The following is a 14,671-nucleotide window of genomic DNA, read 5'->3' on the forward strand; positions in this document are numbered from 1 at the left end:
GGCGGACGAAGCACTTCCGCATGAATAGGGTGTACTGGATCGTATCGACACCCTCAGGAGTCCCGTGTTCCCCAGCCGCCCCGCGCGTGCGGCAGCCGGCGCGTCGGTGGCCGTGGCCGCCGCCCTGCTGCTGGGTGCCTGCGGCGACTCCGGGGGTCTGGTGAGCGCGGGCGCCACCCCCACCGCGAGCGGTCCGACCCGGCTGTGGCCCGGGGAACCACCCGCCTCCTCCCCCGCCTACGACTACGGCGAGGCCGAGACGGAGGTCGTCGAAGGCGTCAAGGCTCCCGGCGAGGACATCCACAAGGTGGACCCGGTGGCCGTCGTACGCGCCGAGATCGCCGCGCATCCCGAGATGTACTCCGGATCCGGCGCCCCCTACGCCGGCACGGCTTCGCGCATGACGGACTGCGGCGAGGGCGGGGACCGTGCCAGGTGTCCCGTCCTCAAGGCCTACTACCGGGACCTCACCGGTGACGGGCGCGACGACATGGTGCTCGGCTTCCGGCTGCTGCCCGGCAACCAGACGGCGGTGCGGATGTACACGTTCCAGGCGGACAGGCTGGTGCAGGTGCTGGCCGGCGACGACGCGGTGCTCGCGGTCGAGCTGGCCGACCGTACCGTGATCATCCGCTCCCCCGCGGCGATCGTCGGCTACGAGTACCGCACGCAGTGGACCTGGGACGAGGACCAGCTGGCGATGCTGCTCACCCGCGACGAGATCCTGCGCGTGGGGGGATCGGCGAAGCCGCCCCGGTCCCCCTCCTCCTCACCTTCCGCCTCCCCCTCCTCCTCACCTTCCGCCTCGTCCTCCGCCTCGCCATCCGCCTCGTCCTCGGCGAGCCCGAGGTGAGCGCGGTGCGGGCTGCGCGGAAACGGTTCGGCCTGCGCCGCTGGACCTCCTCGCTCACCTGGAAGGCGCTGGCCTTCATCACGGTCATGTGCTGCGGGCTGGCCGCGCTGCTCGGCGCCCTCGTGCATGTCTCCGTCACCAACCGGACCGTGAGCGACGCCCGCTCCCGGGCGCTCGGGCGGCTCGACGAGGCGGTACGGGCGTACGAGGCCGGCAACCGGCTGCCGCCCAGCTCCGGGATCGACACGCCGGGCCTGCCGAAGTCGCTGCGCGAGCTGGCGTTGAGCGGGCGGCGCGGCACGATGGTCGGTGTCGTCGACGAATACCCCACGATGTGGGCCGCCGCCCCCGCCGACGGCCGTGCCCTCGCCGTACAGATCGACTACGCGCAGGGCGCGGCCACGATCGAGAACCTCGACCGGGCCATCCTGGGCTCCTCGGCGCTGGCGATCGGGGTGACGCTGATCGTGGGCGCGCTCGGCGTCGGCGGGGTGACCCGGCGGCTGCGTACGACCTCGCAGGTGGCCCGGCGAATCAGCGCGGGCGACCTGGACGCGCGGGTCGGCGACCCCCGGACGACGGACCCGGCGCGGTACCGCGACGAGGTGGCCGCGGTGGCCGCCGCGCTCGACACCATGGCGTCCACGCTCCAGCGGAAGCTGCTCAGCGAGCAGCGGTTCACCGCGGACGTCGCGCACGAGCTGCGTACGCCGCTGACCGGGCTGCACGCGGCGGCCGAACTGCTGCCGGCGGGGCGGCCGACGGAGCTGGTACGGGACCGGGTCACCGCGTTGCGGACGCTGACCGAGGATCTGCTGGAGATCTCACGGCTGGACGCGGGCAGCGAGCGGCTGGATCCGGACGTGATCCGGCTCGGGGCGCTGGTGGAGCGGGTGGCCGCGAACGCGAGCGCCGACACGGTCGTCCGCGTCGTCGAGGACGCGTGTGTGGAGACGGATCGGCGGCGGCTGGAGCGGGTGTTGGGGAACCTGGTGGCCAATGCCCATGCGCATGGGGCGCCTCCGGTGGTGGTGACCGTGGAGGGGGCGGTGGTGACCGTGCGGGATCACGGGGACGGGTTTCCGGAGTATCTGGTGGCGGACGGACCTCAGAGGTTTCGGACCGAGGGTTCCACCAAGGGGCATGGGCTCGGGCTGACCATCGCCGTGGGGCAGGCGGAGGTGTTGGGGGCGCGGTTGGGATTCGAGAACGCCGCCGACGGGGGTGCGTCGGCTGTTCTGCGGCTGCGGGTGAGTGAGGGCTGATCGCGCCCACGCGGCGAAGCCGCGCATCGGACACGGCCCCGCCCCCCCGTAGCAGGGGCGCTGCCCTGATGGCCCATTGAGAAGGGCGTCCCGTCCCCTCTCCTTCTAACGTGGCGAACAGTCAGCCTCGCCCCCTTTGTGGAGGAGTATCGATGTCCCTGCGGAGTCTGCTCATGCGGTTCGGTATTGCGGCCGCCGGTGGCGCTCTCCTGGCGTTCGCGGCCACGATTCCCGCCGCCGGTGCCGAATAGGAGGACCCCCTAGAGAGCAAGCAGATCGTCCAGGGTGAGGTCGTCGCCCGTACCGGTCCGGCCCTGCGCAGTGCGCCGACCCGCGGCGGCTCGCTCATCCGGGTCGCACCCTACGGCGAGATCGTCAAGATCTTCTGCCGGGCGGACGGCCAGATCGCCAACGGCAACGGCAACGGCAACGGCAACGGCAACGGCAACGGACAGTGGTACCTGCTCGTCGACGGCACCTGGGCCTGGGGTCGGCCCGCTGCATCGACGCTTTCAAAACGCCACACTTGTGCGCTTGAGCGACAAGACACACAAGGCATCCCATTTAGGTAAGTTCCGGGCATGACCACCAAGGCCGGAACGACCCTGGCGGCGGATCCCTCGGACCCGTCCCCTCCCGCCGTACGCCTGCTCCGGCGCCGAGGCGTCGAGTTCACCCTGACCGTCGTGGCCGTCCTGCTCTCCGTGTACGGCTACTGCGCCGTCGGTCTGGCGAAGAACGGCACCGTCCCGCCCGGCGCCACCGACTACGGTGCCGGGCTCGGCGTGCTCGCGCTGCTGGCCCATCTGGTGGTCCGGCTGCGGGCGCCGTACGCCGATCCGCTGCCGCTGCCGATCGCGGTGCTCCTCAACGGCCTGGGCCTGGTGCTGATCAACCGGCTCGACCTGGAGACCCCCGCCGACCAGGCGGCGCCGGCGCAGCTGAACTGGTCGACGCTCGGAGTGGCCCTGTTCATCACGGTCGTCGCCCTGCTGCGCGACCACCGGGTGCTGCAGCGGTACGCGTACGTCTCGGTGGTGGCCGCGCTGGCGCTGCTGGCGCTGCCGATCCTCTTCCCGCCGGTCAACGGCGCCCGGATCTGGGTGCGGATCTCCGGATTCTCCATCCAGCCGGGCGAGTTCGCGAAGGTGCTGCTCGCGCTGTTCTTCGCCAGCTATCTCGCGGCGAACCGCAACGCGCTGGCGTACGCCGGGCGTCAGATCTGGCGGTTCAAGCGCCTTCAACTGCCCACCGGGCGCGTCCTCGGCCCGATCGTCACCATCTGGCTGCTGAGCGTCGGCGTTCTGGTCCTGGAACGGGACCTGGGCACCTCGCTGCTGTTCTTCGGCCTGTTCGTGATCATGCTGTACGTCGCCACGGGCCGCACCGGCTGGATCGCGGTGGGGCTGCTGCTCGCGTGCGTGGGCGCGGTGGCCGTCGGCTGGCTCGAACCGCACGTCCACAGCCGCGTCGAGGACTGGCTGCACCCGTTCGCGTCGATCGAGGCGGGGCAGGGCCCCAACCAACTCGTCCAATCCCTCTTCGCGTTCGCCGCCGGCGGGCCGCTCGGCACCGGCCTCGGCCTCGGCCACTCCATCCTGATCGGCTTCGCCGTCAAGTCGGACTTCATCCTGGCCACGGCGGGCGAGGAGCTGGGCCTCGCCGGTCTCGCCGCGATCTTCCTGCTCTACGCCCTGCTGGTGGAGCGCGGCTACCGCACCGGCCTCGCCCTGCGCGACCCCTTCGGCCGCCTGCTGGCCACCGGTCTCGCCTCGATCGTCGCCCTCCAGGTCTTCGTCATCGCGGGCGGCGTCACCGGCCTCATCCCCCTCACCGGCATGGCGATGCCCTTCCTCGCCCAGGGCGGCTCCTCCGTCGTCACCAACTGGATCATCGTGGCCCTGCTGATCCGGCTGAGCGACTCGGCCAGGAGACAGGACGACCGCGGGACTCTCCCCCAAGGCCCGTACGACAGCGCGGAGGGCCGGGGCGCATGACCAAGTACATCCGCCGGGCCGCCGCCCTCTGCGCCCTGCTGCTGCTCGCCCTCCTCGTCAACGCCACCCGCGTCCAGGTCTTCCAGTCCCGGGTCTACGACGACAATCCCGCCAACCGCCGCCCGGAGATCGCCCGTTGGGGCCGGCCGCGCGGCGACATCATGGTCGAGGGGCGCCCGGTCACCGGCTCGAAGGACACGGGGGAGCAGCTCCGCTACGAACGCACGTACCGGGACGGCCCGTTGTACGCGCCGGTCACGGGCTTCGCCTCGCAGGTGTACGGAACGACCTTCCTGGAGCACGCGCGGGACTCCGTCCTCGACGGCAGCGACCCGCTGCTCTCCTTCCTCCCCCTGTGGAACGACATCGCCCGCGACCAGAACGCGGGCGGCGAGGTCGTCACCACCCTCCAGGAGGCGGCCCAGCGGGCGGCCTACCTGGGGCTCGGCGCCCGCCGGGGCGCGGTCGCCGCGCTCGAACCGGCCACCGGACGCGTCCTGGCACTGGTCTCCCGGCCGTCGTACGACCCCGGGGTGCTCTCCGGCAACGGCCGGGAGGTGGCCGAGGCGTGGGCGCGGCTCAACGGGGACGCGAGCAGACCGATGCTCAACCGGGCCGTGCGGCAGACCTATCCGCCGGGTTCGACGTTCAAGGTGGTGACGGCCGCCGCGGCGCTGGACGCCGGGGTGATCACGGACGTCGACGCCCCCACCCGCTCCCCCGCGCCGTACACCCTGCCGGGCACCACGACATCCCTCTCCAACGAGGTCGAGGGCTGCGAGAACGCCTCGCTGCGCTACGCCTTCGAGTGGTCCTGCAACACGGTCTTCGCGAAGCTGGGCGTGGACGTCGGCCTCGGCGCCATGACGGACACGGCCCGCGCCTTCGGCTTCAACGACCCCGGCCTGCGGATCCCGTTCTCAGTCGCCCCCAGCAGCTTCGACACCGAGATGGACCGGGCCCAGCTCGCCCTCTCCTCCATCGGCCAGTACGACACCCGGGCCACCCCTCTGCAGATGGCGCTCGTCACGGCCGCCGTCGCCAACGGGGGCTCGGTCCGGTCGCCGTACCTCGTCGAGCGCACCACCACGGCGAGCGGCCGCACGGTAGCCACCTCGGGCGCCCACACCCTCCGCCAGGCCATGACCCCGGCCACCGCGAGGCACCTGCGCGACCTCATGCGGGGCGTCGTCGAGTACGGCACCGGCGCCAACGCCGCCCTCCGCCACGCCACGGTCGGCGGCAAGACCGGCACCGCCCAACACGGCATCGGCAACTCCGGCACCCCCTTCGCCTGGTTCATCGGCTGGGCGCAGTCCGACGACGCGCTCGAACCCGGGGTGGCCGTGGCGGTGGTGGTGGAGGACGCGGAGGCGGAACGGGGGGAGATCAGCGGGGGCGGGGACGCGGCACCGATCGCACGGGAGGTGATGAGGGCGGTGCTGAGAAACACCGACTAGGAGCAGCGCCCCACAAGGGGCGCGGGGCTGTGCCGATCTGCGGGCTCCGCTGCATGGGCGCGCCCAGGACCCACCGGCACGCGCCGGCACGCGCTGCACGAACCATGACCATCGACCGAGAAAACGCACGCCCATCAGCCGAGAAAACGGGTGTGATCCCCGAACCGCCCCGACCTATCGTGCGCCTCATGACTCTCGCCACATACGAACTCGCCCAGGTCAACATCGCCCGCCTCCAAGCGCCCCTGGACTCACCGCAGTTGAAGGACTTCGTGGACGCCCTCGACCCCGTGAACGCGGTCGCGGACCAATCCGCCGGCTTCGTCTGGCGCCTCCAGAGCGACTCCGGCAACGCGACGGACATCCCCGTCCTCGGCGACGACTGGCTGGTCATCAACATGTCGGTGTGGCAGGACACCAACGCCCTGACGGCGTTCATGTACCAGGGACAGCACCGGGAGTTGCTGGCCCGCAGGCGGGAGTGGTTCGAGCGGCTGGCCGAGGCCGTCACCGCACTGTGGTGGGTCCCCGCCGGCCATCACCCCACCGTGGCCGAGGCGGAGGAACGGCTCCTCCACCTCCGCGCCCACGGCCCGACCCCGTACGCGTTCACCCTGCGCACGTCGTTCCCGGCCGGACCGGCGGAGCCCCTCGTGCCGGACGCCGCCCTCAGCTGATCCGCTGCCGTATCTCGGAACGGACCTGAACGGTCCGCTCCGCGAAGGCCTCCATGTCCACCTTCGAGGGGTCCTGCCCGACGCTCTTCACGCCGAGTTCCGCGACGGACGCCCCGGTGTTGCCGTCGGCCCAGGCGCACATCGGGTACGTGACCTCGGTTCCGGTCTGCTTCTGGGTGACGACCTGGCAGCTGACGGTGAGGTCCGAGCCGTCCGGGGTGAAGTCCTTGGGCGGCACGGCCACCGTGATCGTGTCGACCTCGGCCGCGCCCTTCAGCATGGTGTCGCGGGCGGCGTCGGTGTTCTTGAACCGGCCGTACATGCCCGAGACGATCAGGGCGCCCTGGGCCCCCTCGCCCGCGGGTGTGTACTGGCCGACGGCGGCCTTGACGTCGCGTGCGTCCCAGGCGCCCTCCGCCTCCTCCGCCACCTGCTGCCCCGACGTGTCGGAGAGGTCCTGGGCCAGTTCGTACTCCCCGTCCAGCACCGTTTCGGGCAGCGTCAGCTTGTACTCGGCCTCCGGGAAACCGCTCGTGCTCTGCGTCCCGATGACCCACAGCCCCACCGCGCCGACCACCACGAGAGCGACGACCCCGCCGACGATCCCGAGGATCAGACCCACGCGGCTCTTCGGTGGCGGCACGGGCTGCCATCCCCCGGGATGCGGCTGGCCGGGCTGCTGCGGCGGGTACGGCTGCTGACCGTACGGCTGGGACTGCGGCTGCGGCTGATACGGCTGACCGTACGGACCCGGCTGCTGTGGCTGCTGACCGTACGGCGGGGGCTGGGACTGGGGCTGCTGCGGAGGCATGGACACGCCAGAACGCTACTGCACACGCCCTCACCGCAAGGAACCGGCCACCGCGCCCCGCCCCCGCTTCCGTGCGGACCGGGCCATCAACAAGTGGCGCACAAAGGATTGACGACCTTGCTGACAAGTAGTCTCATAAGCCATGACCGCCGGTAACTCCCATGAACTTCCGTACGAGGAGCTGCGACAGCCATGACCACGGTGCCCTCGGTGAACGCGACGAACCCGGTGTCGGAGGCGGAGGTGCTTCGCGACGCGCTCGGGCTCCTCAAAGACCGGGAACAGGTGGCCGAGCGGCTGCTCGCCTCCTCCGCGAAGCACTCCTTCGACCCGGACAAGGAGCTGGACTGGGACGCCCCCTTCGAGGAGGGGAAGTGGTTCTGGCCACCGGAGCTGGTGTCCCTGTACGGGACGCCGATGTGGCGGCGGATGTCGGAGGAGCAGCGGATCGCGCTCTCCCGCCACGAGGCGGCGGCGCTGGCCTCCCTCGGTATCTGGTTCGAGATCATCCTCATGCAGCTGCTCGTGCGGCACATCTACGACAAGGCCGCGACCAGCGCGCACGTCCGCTACGCCCTGACGGAGATCGAGGACGAATGCCGGCACTCGAAGATGTTCGCCCGGCTGATCAGCAAGGGCGACACCCCGTACTACCCGGTGAGCCGGCTGCACCACAATCTGGGCCGCCTCTTCAAGACGATCTCGACGACCCCCGGTTCCTTCACCTCCACCCTGCTCGGCGAGGAGATCCTCGACTGGATGCAGCGGCTGACCTTCCCTGACGAGCGCGTCCAGCCGCTCGTCCGGGGCGTCACCCGCATCCACGTCGTCGAGGAGGCCCGGCACGTGCGCTACGCCCGCGAGGAGTTGCGCCGCCAGATGGTGACGGCCCCGCGGCTGTCCCGGAGCTTCACCCGGGTCACCTCCGGCGAGTTCGCCCGGGTCTTCGCCGTCGCCTTCGTCAACCCCGACGTCTACACGAACGTCGGCCTCGACCGGCGGGCGGCTGTCGCCCAGGTCCGGGCCAGTGCGCACCGGCGGGACATCATGCAGACCGGCGCGAAGCGGTTGACGGACTTCCTGGACGACATCGGGGTGCTCCAGGGTGTGGGGCGCCGGATGTGGAGGTCGTCGGGCTTGCTGGCGTAGTCGGTTAGCGGGCGGGCGCGTCCGGGGGTGGGGTCGGCGCGTCGGCGGTTGCGGGTGCGTGGGGCTTCTCGCGCAGTTCCCCGCGCCCTGAAAAGCAAGGGCCGCGCACCATGCTTTCCGGCCCACGGCACCGTCGCCTCGCGCGCCCGCAGCGCCATGGGCGTTCAGGCCGCGGCGCCGTTGCCTTTCAGGCCCGCAGGGCCTGGTCTTTCAGGGGCGCGGGGAACTGCGCGAGAAGCCCCACCGGACCCGCACCCGCCCACGAACCGAACCCACCACCCCCTCACCCGCTCCCACCGACGGAGCCCAACGCCCCCGACTACGCTGAAAGGCATGACGTCCGAGGCCCCCACCCGCGCGTACCGTCGACTGAGTGTGGAAGAGCGGCGCAGTCAGCTGCTGGATGCCGCGCTTGAACTGTTCGCGCACAACGCGCCCGAGGACGTCTCCCTCGACGACGTGGCGGAAGCGGCCGGGGTCTCCCGTCCCCTCGTCTACCGTTACTTCCCCGGTGGCAAGCAGCAGCTCTACGAGGCGGCCCTGCGCTCGGCCGCCGAGGAGCTGGAGCACTGCTTCGACGAGCCGGCCGAGGGCCCCCTGACCAGCCGCCTGACCCGCGCCCTCGACCGCTATCTGGCCTTCGTGGACGAGCACGCCACCGGTTTCAGCGCACTCCTCCAGGGCGGCAGCGTCGTGGAGACCTCCCGGGCCACGGCCATCGTGGACGGGGTCCGGCGGGCCGCCGCCGACCACATCCTGCGGCATCTGGAGGTGGCCGAGCCCAGCCTGCGACTGCGGATGACCGTCCGTATGTGGATCACCTCCGTGGAGGCCGCCTCCCTCATCTGGCTCGACGAGGGCAAGCAGCCGGACGTCGGCGAACTCCGCGACTGGCTCGTCGAGCAGTTCGTCGCCTGTCTCACCGCCACCGCCGGCCGAGACCCCCAGACCGCCGCCGTCGTACGGCACGCCCTCGCCGTCGAGACCTCCGCCGGGGCCGTCGGCACCCTGGTCCGCCGCATCCTGCCCGTGGTCGGCGACGCCACCCACCTGCTGTGACACTGGTCCGGTGAAGAGCCAAGACACCCCCTTCGTGGGCGGCCCCCTCGACGGGCGCGTCCTGCCCGTGCTGCTCGGCATCACCGGCCACCCCCCGAAGACGTACCGGGTCCCGGTCCCCGACGCAGCCGGCGGCCCGCCGACCGTCCTCGTCTACCGCCGGGTCGACGCCGGCCGGGGCGGCTTCATGCACCAGCTGTGGAAGTACGAGTACGCCCCCGACGCGGACCCCCGACGCCGCCTGAAGTGGCCCTGGTCCACGTTGGACTCCCCGACCGGCCCCGGCACCGCGGTCACCACCAACTCTTCGGACTCCCCGGGCTCACCGGACGGGCAATCCGCCACGCCGCCCGCGAAGCCGCGCCCCACCGACGAGTGACACCCGGGCGCCGAACGGTCCACCCGGCGCGCGCCCACCCCCGGCCCACCCGATCCTGCCGATGCGAGGTGGACGGCCCACCCCCGCACCGGAGGTGATGGCGTGTCAGGAAGGCTCCTGTGTCTGGTCGGTACGGCGACGGTGGCGGCGCTCACGACCGGCGCCCTGCTCACCGCTACCGCCGCTCCGGCCACGGCCGTACCGGAACCCCCCGTCGCCGACACCCACGCGGACCCGGCGCAGGCGCCCGGTGACCGCTCGGTCGCCGACCTCCTCAGCGACCTCCGACGGCTGCACCGCGAGACGGAGAAGGCCACCGAGGCGTACTCCTCGACCGACGAGGAGCTGACGAAGCAGCGGGCCGTGGTGACGAGCCTGGACCGGCGGCTCGCGACGGCCCGCCTCTCCCTGCACGACAGCCGGGGCGCGGCCGGCCGGCTGGCCCGGCAGCAGTACCAGAACAGCAGCACCGCGCTCTCCCCGTACGTGGGGCTGCTGATGACCCGCGACCCGCACCGGGTGCTGGAGCAGGGCCATGTGATCGGTCAGGTCGCCCAGGAACGGGCCGAGACGATCGAACGGCTGGTCGGCAGCGAACAGGACACCGACGCCCTCGCCCGCAAGGCCCGCGCGGCCCTGGACCGGCAACTCACCCTCACCGAGCAGCACTGGAGGGAAAACGAAGCCGTACGCGAGCGCCTCGACGAGGTCGAGAAACTCCTCGCCTCCCTCACTCCGGAACAGCTCGCCGACATCGAAAAGTCGGAGGAGGAGACAAAGGGGGCGGCGGAGGATGCGGAGGATGCGATGGGCGAGGCAGGACCGGGGAAGTCCACCATCCCGAAGCTCCCGGGGACCGCGGGCTTTTAGGGCGGGGGCTGTGTCGATATGCGGCCCCGCCGCGTGGGCGCGAGCACCACCCACCGCCCACCGCCCGCCCCCGGCAGCCGAGAAGCACGCCTACGGCGCCTCCCCGCCTATCCGTTGCCGAGACCGTAGTCAGATCTCAGCATTCCGGATGTTTCCGCCCGGAAGGTCCGTCTCGTCACCAGAGCGTGAGGGCTTCGGTTTGAGTACGGTCTCTCGTTTCTGTCTGTCGCTGGTGCGGCAGGGTTGCGCCACCTGCCCGCCCCGCCTCCGCCTTGCGGCGGGGGCGGGTGGTGCGGGTCCTCTGGTCGGCTCCACGAGGCTTCGACACCGCCGGGGTGGTGTCCTGGTCTCCGGCCACTCCGGTACCAGTTGTTGCGGCTGCCGCGAGGGCGGCGAGGTTGAGTGCGGCGTTGTCGTCCCGGTCGAGGACCAGGCCGCAGGCGTCGCACCGGTAGGTCCTCACGTACAGCGGCAGTTTGGCTTTCACCGCGCCGCACCCGGAACAGGTCTTCGAGGAGGGGTACCAGCGGTCCGCCGCGATGGTGCGGGTGGCGTGGCGCCGGCGGGTCTTGTAGGTGAGCTGGCGGCGGATCTCACCTAATCCGGCGTCGGCGATCCTGCGGGCCAGGCGCCGGTTGCGGAGCATCCCGGCGACGTTGAGGTCCTCGACGACGACGGTGCCGTACTCGGCCGCCACGCTCGTGGTGAGCTTGTGCAGGGCGTCTTCGCGGAGGTTCGCGACCCGGTGATGCACCTTGTTGCGGACGGCGTTGGCCTTCTCCCACCGCTTCGACGGCTTCTGCCCGGTCCTGCGGTCGGGGCCCCGGCGGCGGGACACGACGCGGGACGCGCGGCGCAGCTGCTTGCGTGCCCGGTCGTAGTGCCCGGGGTTGGCGACGGTGCGGATCTCGCCGGTGCTGTCGGCCATCACCGCGAGGGTCTTCACGCCCAGGTCGATCCCGACCGCCACGTCCGGCCGCGCCACGCGTTCGAGGTCCCGCTTGACCTCGGCCTGGAACGAGACGAACCAGCGTCCGCGCTCGTGCCGCACGGTCGCGGACAGGATGCGGGCCGTCCCGGCCCGGACGCGGGTGAGGAGCTTCACCGTGGGCTCGTGGGTGCGGATCGTGCCCAGCCTCGGCAGCGTCACGTGCCGGCCGTCGGCGTCCACCCGGATCACGCCGGTGGTGAACCGGCAGGACAGACGCGCCTTCCGCTTCGACTTGAACCGCGGCATGCCCATCGCACGGCCACGGCGCCTGCCCTGCTTCGACTTCGCGTAGTTGTCGAACGCGGCGGCAGCGTTCGCCAGCCCGGTGGAGTACGCCTCCTTGGAGTTCTCCTCCCACCAGGCGGCGAACCTCGGATCGGTGTGCTTGGCCTCGTTGAACGCCTTCCGCAGCCCGGGCAGCGACCACGGCCGCCACTCGGTCAGCGACTCTTCGGGGATGCCGTACGTCTCCTCGGCCCTGCGCTGCCACCACGAGGCGGTCACCCAGCCGACAGCCCAGTTGTACGCGGCACGCGCCGCGCCGCAGTGCGAACGCAACGCCCGCTCCTGGACGGCGTTCGGGTCCAGGGCGAAGCGGAACGCCTTCACCACGAACCCGGGCTGCGGCTGGAACTTCTTCACTCGGCGGCCTCGCCGGTCGCTACGGCCACCGCGCGGGCGACCCGGCTCTTCGCCGCCCGCCGCCCGTACAGGCGCGCGCACATCGACGTCAGCACCTCGGTGATGTCGCGTACCAGGTCATCGGCGGTCTCGGTGGGGTCGAGGACGACCAGACGCCGCCCGGACGCCGACAGCGCGGCCTCCAGGTGCTCGACGCCGAACCGGGCCAGCCGGTCACGGTGCTCGACCACGATCACCGCCGTCTGCGGGTCGGACAGCAGCCGGTGCAGCTTGCGGCGCCGCCCGTTCAACCCGGATCCCACCTCGGTGACGACCTCAGCGACGGCCAGGCCCAGCCCGTTCGCGCCGGACACGACCCGGGCAGCCTGCCGCTCAAGATCGGCTTTCTGGTCAGCGGACGACACGCGGCAGTACGCCACCACACGCCCGGACGGCTGGACGGCGACCTCGTCGACCAACCACGTCCCGGACGGCGCCTGGCGAACGGGTACGGGCATCTTCCCGTCCTTCACCCACCGCCAGGCGGTCTGGTAGCTCACGCCCTGCTGACGGGCCCACTCCGAAAGCTTCACGAGACCAAGGTACGTGAGACACACGACTAGGGATGCCTATGAATGACTATAAAATCTGTAGCAGCTTTCACCCCCCGGCAACCTCCGAAAGATACGCCCGGGTCTTCTCCGCCTCGTAGAAGTACCCCTCGAAGTCCGCCGGATCATCGAACCCATTGGCAAAACGATCCGCCACCACCGGCAACCCCTCGGCCGCCGCCACCAGCCCCCGCACATGCTCGGCCGGCGGAGCCAGCATCGTGTTGGTCCACTTGGTGACGGGCCCCGCGTCCTGCCAGAACCGTTCGAACGTCCGCCGCATCCACGCCTCGTCGAACTCCCCGTCCCCGTGGTCGAGGATCGCGGCGAGATAGACGGCCGCGCACTTGGTCGCCGAGTTCGCCCCCTGCCCGGTCAGCGGGTCGTTGGCCACCACGACGTCCCCGGCGCCCAGCACCAGACCGCCACCGGGAAGTTCCGCGACGGGATGCCGGACGACCGGTGTGTAGCGACCGGTCAACGCCGCGCCCGCGTCGGTCACCTCGGCTTCGGTGGCGCGCGCGTACTCCCAGGGGACGTACCGCTTCATGAGGTCCAGGGTGAGCGCGAGCTGTTCCTCGGCGTTCCGGACGCCGTCGAAGACGTCGAGCGGACCGCCGGGCAGGCCCAGCCAGAACAGGGCGTCGGCGCGGCCGGAGGTGGTGAGGACCGGCTGGACGATGAGTTCACCGAGGCCGGGCACCAGGTTGCAGCGGGCCGCTTCGAACTCCGGGTGCTCGGGGCGAGGGTGCAGCCCGTGCACGTACACGGCGGCGAGCGCGCGCTGCGGCTCGGTGTGGGGCGAGCGGGCGGCGTCGCGGCGGAACATCCGCACCAGTTCGCCCTTGCCCGCGGTGACGAGCACGAGGTCGTACACACGGGAGAAGTAGTCGAGGTCGGAGACCGCGGCGCCGTGCACGACGAGCTGGCCGCCCCGCCGCGCGAACGTCTCCAGCCAGCCGGCCATCTTCACCCGCTGGTCCACGGCCTGCGCATACCCGCGCAGCCGGCCGACCCAGTCGACGGCGCGCTCCCCGTCCGGTCCGGCGACGGACACGCCGACGCCCTCGATCCGCGGGGTCTGGGACTCCCAGAAGTTCAGTTCGAGGTCGCGCTCGTGGCGCAGTGCCGAGTCGAACATGCACTGGGTGGACATGATCCGGCCGGCGCGTATCTCGTCCGGGGTCCGATTGGACATCAGTGTGACCTCGTACCCGTGCGACTGGAGTCCGAGGGCCAGGTGCAGCCCGGACTGGCCGGCTCCGACGACGAGAATCTTCCGCATCCGGACAGGTCTCCTGGTTCGTCCGTGGCGTCCCGTGGCGTCCCCGCTGGGAGGGACTACTCGGGGCTGAGGGATATCGCGTGCGCGCACAGAGCGAGCAGGGTCTCCATCGCGGAGGCCCGCTTGCGTGCGTCCATGATCATGACAGGTACGTGTGCGGGCACGGTCAACGCGTCCCGTACGTCGTCGGGTTCGTACCGCACGCTGCCGTCGAACGTGTTGACCGCGACGATGTACGGCAGTCCGCAGCTCTCGAAGTAGTCGAGCGCGGGGAAGCAGTCGCCGAGACGGCGGGTGTCGGCGAGGACGACCGCGCCGATCGCGCCGCGCACCATGTCGTCCCACATGAACCAGAACCGCTCCTGGCCGGGCGTGCCGAACAGGTAGAGGACGAGGTCGTCGTCGAGGGTGATGCGGCCGTAGTCCATGGCCACGGTGGTGGTGAGCTTGTCCGGCGTCGCGGAGAGGTCGTCCGTGCCGGCGCTGGCCTCGGTCATCAGCGCCTCGGTCCGCAGCGGGGTGATCTCGGAGACCGCGCCGACGAAGGTGGTCTTGCCGACGCCGAAGCCGCCCGCCACCACGATCTTCGTGGCGATGGGGGCGCGGCTGAGGTCGGACTGCCAGGGTTTCAGTTCCTCCTCGG

At 71.3% G+C, this 14,671-nt stretch carries 14 protein-coding genes; 9 read left to right on the forward strand and 5 right to left on the reverse strand.

Features of this window, described 5'->3' with window-relative positions; genetic code table 11:
- Positions 1 to 64: 64 nt before the first annotated feature.
- The 5 genes from OG622_RS16895 to OG622_RS16915 all read left to right on the forward strand — a co-directional run bounded on the left by OG622_RS16895 (position 65) and on the right by OG622_RS16915 (position 6,252).
- Positions 65 to 853 carry a hypothetical protein gene (locus OG622_RS16895; RefSeq protein ID WP_371576913.1) on the forward strand — a complete coding sequence of 263 codons (789 nt, stop codon included), beginning with the start codon at positions 65 to 67 and terminating at the stop codon, positions 851 to 853.
- Entirely contained in the window at positions 850 to 2,118 is a 1,269-nt protein-coding gene (locus OG622_RS16900; RefSeq protein ID WP_371576914.1) for an ATP-binding protein, read from the forward strand. Before OG622_RS16895 ends, OG622_RS16900 begins: the two co-directional genes overlap by 4 nt.
- 581 nt (positions 2,119 to 2,699) lie before the next feature.
- A complete protein-coding gene (locus OG622_RS16905; RefSeq protein WP_371576915.1) occupies positions 2,700 to 4,115 on the forward strand; it encodes an FtsW/RodA/SpoVE family cell cycle protein in 1,416 nt (471 codons plus the stop codon).
- Positions 4,112 to 5,575 (forward strand): penicillin-binding transpeptidase domain-containing protein, encoded by a 1,464-nt coding sequence (locus OG622_RS16910; RefSeq protein ID WP_371576916.1) that lies wholly within the window; start codon positions 4,112 to 4,114, stop codon positions 5,573 to 5,575. Before OG622_RS16905 ends, OG622_RS16910 begins: the two co-directional genes overlap by 4 nt.
- Before the next feature lie 188 nt (positions 5,576 to 5,763).
- Positions 5,764 to 6,252 carry a DUF3291 domain-containing protein gene (locus OG622_RS16915; RefSeq protein ID WP_371576917.1) on the forward strand — a complete coding sequence of 163 codons (489 nt, stop codon included), beginning with the start codon at positions 5,764 to 5,766 and terminating at the stop codon, positions 6,250 to 6,252.
- Here OG622_RS16915 and OG622_RS16920 read toward each other — a convergent pair.
- Positions 6,245 to 7,063, reverse strand: coding sequence for a hypothetical protein (locus tag OG622_RS16920; RefSeq protein WP_371584118.1), 819 nt, complete (start codon positions 7,061 to 7,063; stop codon positions 6,245 to 6,247). The genes OG622_RS16915 and OG622_RS16920 overlap by 8 nt on opposite strands.
- A 192-nt stretch (positions 7,064 to 7,255) precedes the next feature.
- Here OG622_RS16920 and OG622_RS16925 point away from each other — a divergent pair, with 192 nt between their 5' ends.
- The 4 genes from OG622_RS16925 to OG622_RS16940 all read left to right on the forward strand — a co-directional run bounded on the left by OG622_RS16925 (position 7,256) and on the right by OG622_RS16940 (position 10,520).
- Entirely contained in the window at positions 7,256 to 8,212 is a 957-nt protein-coding gene (locus OG622_RS16925; protein WP_371576918.1) for a diiron oxygenase, read from the forward strand.
- Positions 8,213 to 8,545: 333 nt separating this feature from the next.
- Positions 8,546 to 9,271, forward strand: a complete 726-nt coding sequence (locus OG622_RS16930; protein ID WP_371576919.1) for a TetR/AcrR family transcriptional regulator — start codon at positions 8,546 to 8,548, stop codon at positions 9,269 to 9,271.
- 10 nt (positions 9,272 to 9,281) lie between these two features.
- Positions 9,282 to 9,650, forward strand: a complete 369-nt coding sequence (locus OG622_RS16935; protein ID WP_371576920.1) for a hypothetical protein — start codon at positions 9,282 to 9,284, stop codon at positions 9,648 to 9,650.
- 102 nt (positions 9,651 to 9,752) lie between these two features.
- Complete coding sequence (locus OG622_RS16940; protein WP_371576921.1) at positions 9,753 to 10,520, forward strand: coiled-coil domain-containing protein; 768 nt, start codon at positions 9,753 to 9,755, stop codon at positions 10,518 to 10,520.
- 175 nt (positions 10,521 to 10,695) lie between these two features.
- Here the strand turns inward: OG622_RS16940 and tnpB are convergent, their stop codons facing one another.
- The 4 genes from tnpB to OG622_RS16960 form a co-directional block, all read right to left on the reverse strand.
- Positions 10,696 to 12,153, reverse strand: a complete 1,458-nt coding sequence (tnpB, locus tag OG622_RS16945; protein WP_371576922.1) for an IS607 family element RNA-guided endonuclease TnpB — start codon at positions 12,151 to 12,153, stop codon at positions 10,696 to 10,698.
- Positions 12,150 to 12,725 carry an IS607 family transposase gene (locus OG622_RS16950; RefSeq protein ID WP_371576923.1) on the reverse strand — a complete coding sequence of 192 codons (576 nt, stop codon included), beginning with the start codon at positions 12,723 to 12,725 and terminating at the stop codon, positions 12,150 to 12,152. Before OG622_RS16950 ends, tnpB begins: the two co-directional genes overlap by 4 nt.
- 67 nt (positions 12,726 to 12,792) lie before the next feature.
- A complete protein-coding gene (locus tag OG622_RS16955; protein ID WP_371576924.1) occupies positions 12,793 to 14,028 on the reverse strand; it encodes a styrene monooxygenase/indole monooxygenase family protein in 1,236 nt (411 codons plus the stop codon).
- A 56-nt stretch (positions 14,029 to 14,084) separates the two neighbouring features.
- Complete coding sequence (locus tag OG622_RS16960; protein ID WP_371584119.1) at positions 14,085 to 14,660, reverse strand: ATP/GTP-binding protein; 576 nt, start codon at positions 14,658 to 14,660, stop codon at positions 14,085 to 14,087.
- Positions 14,661 to 14,671 lie beyond the last annotated feature (11 nt).

It is taken from the genome of Streptomyces sp. NBC_01314, assembly GCF_041435215.1.
In the GTDB taxonomy this organism is placed as follows: Bacteria; Actinomycetota; Actinomycetes; order Streptomycetales; family Streptomycetaceae; genus Streptomyces.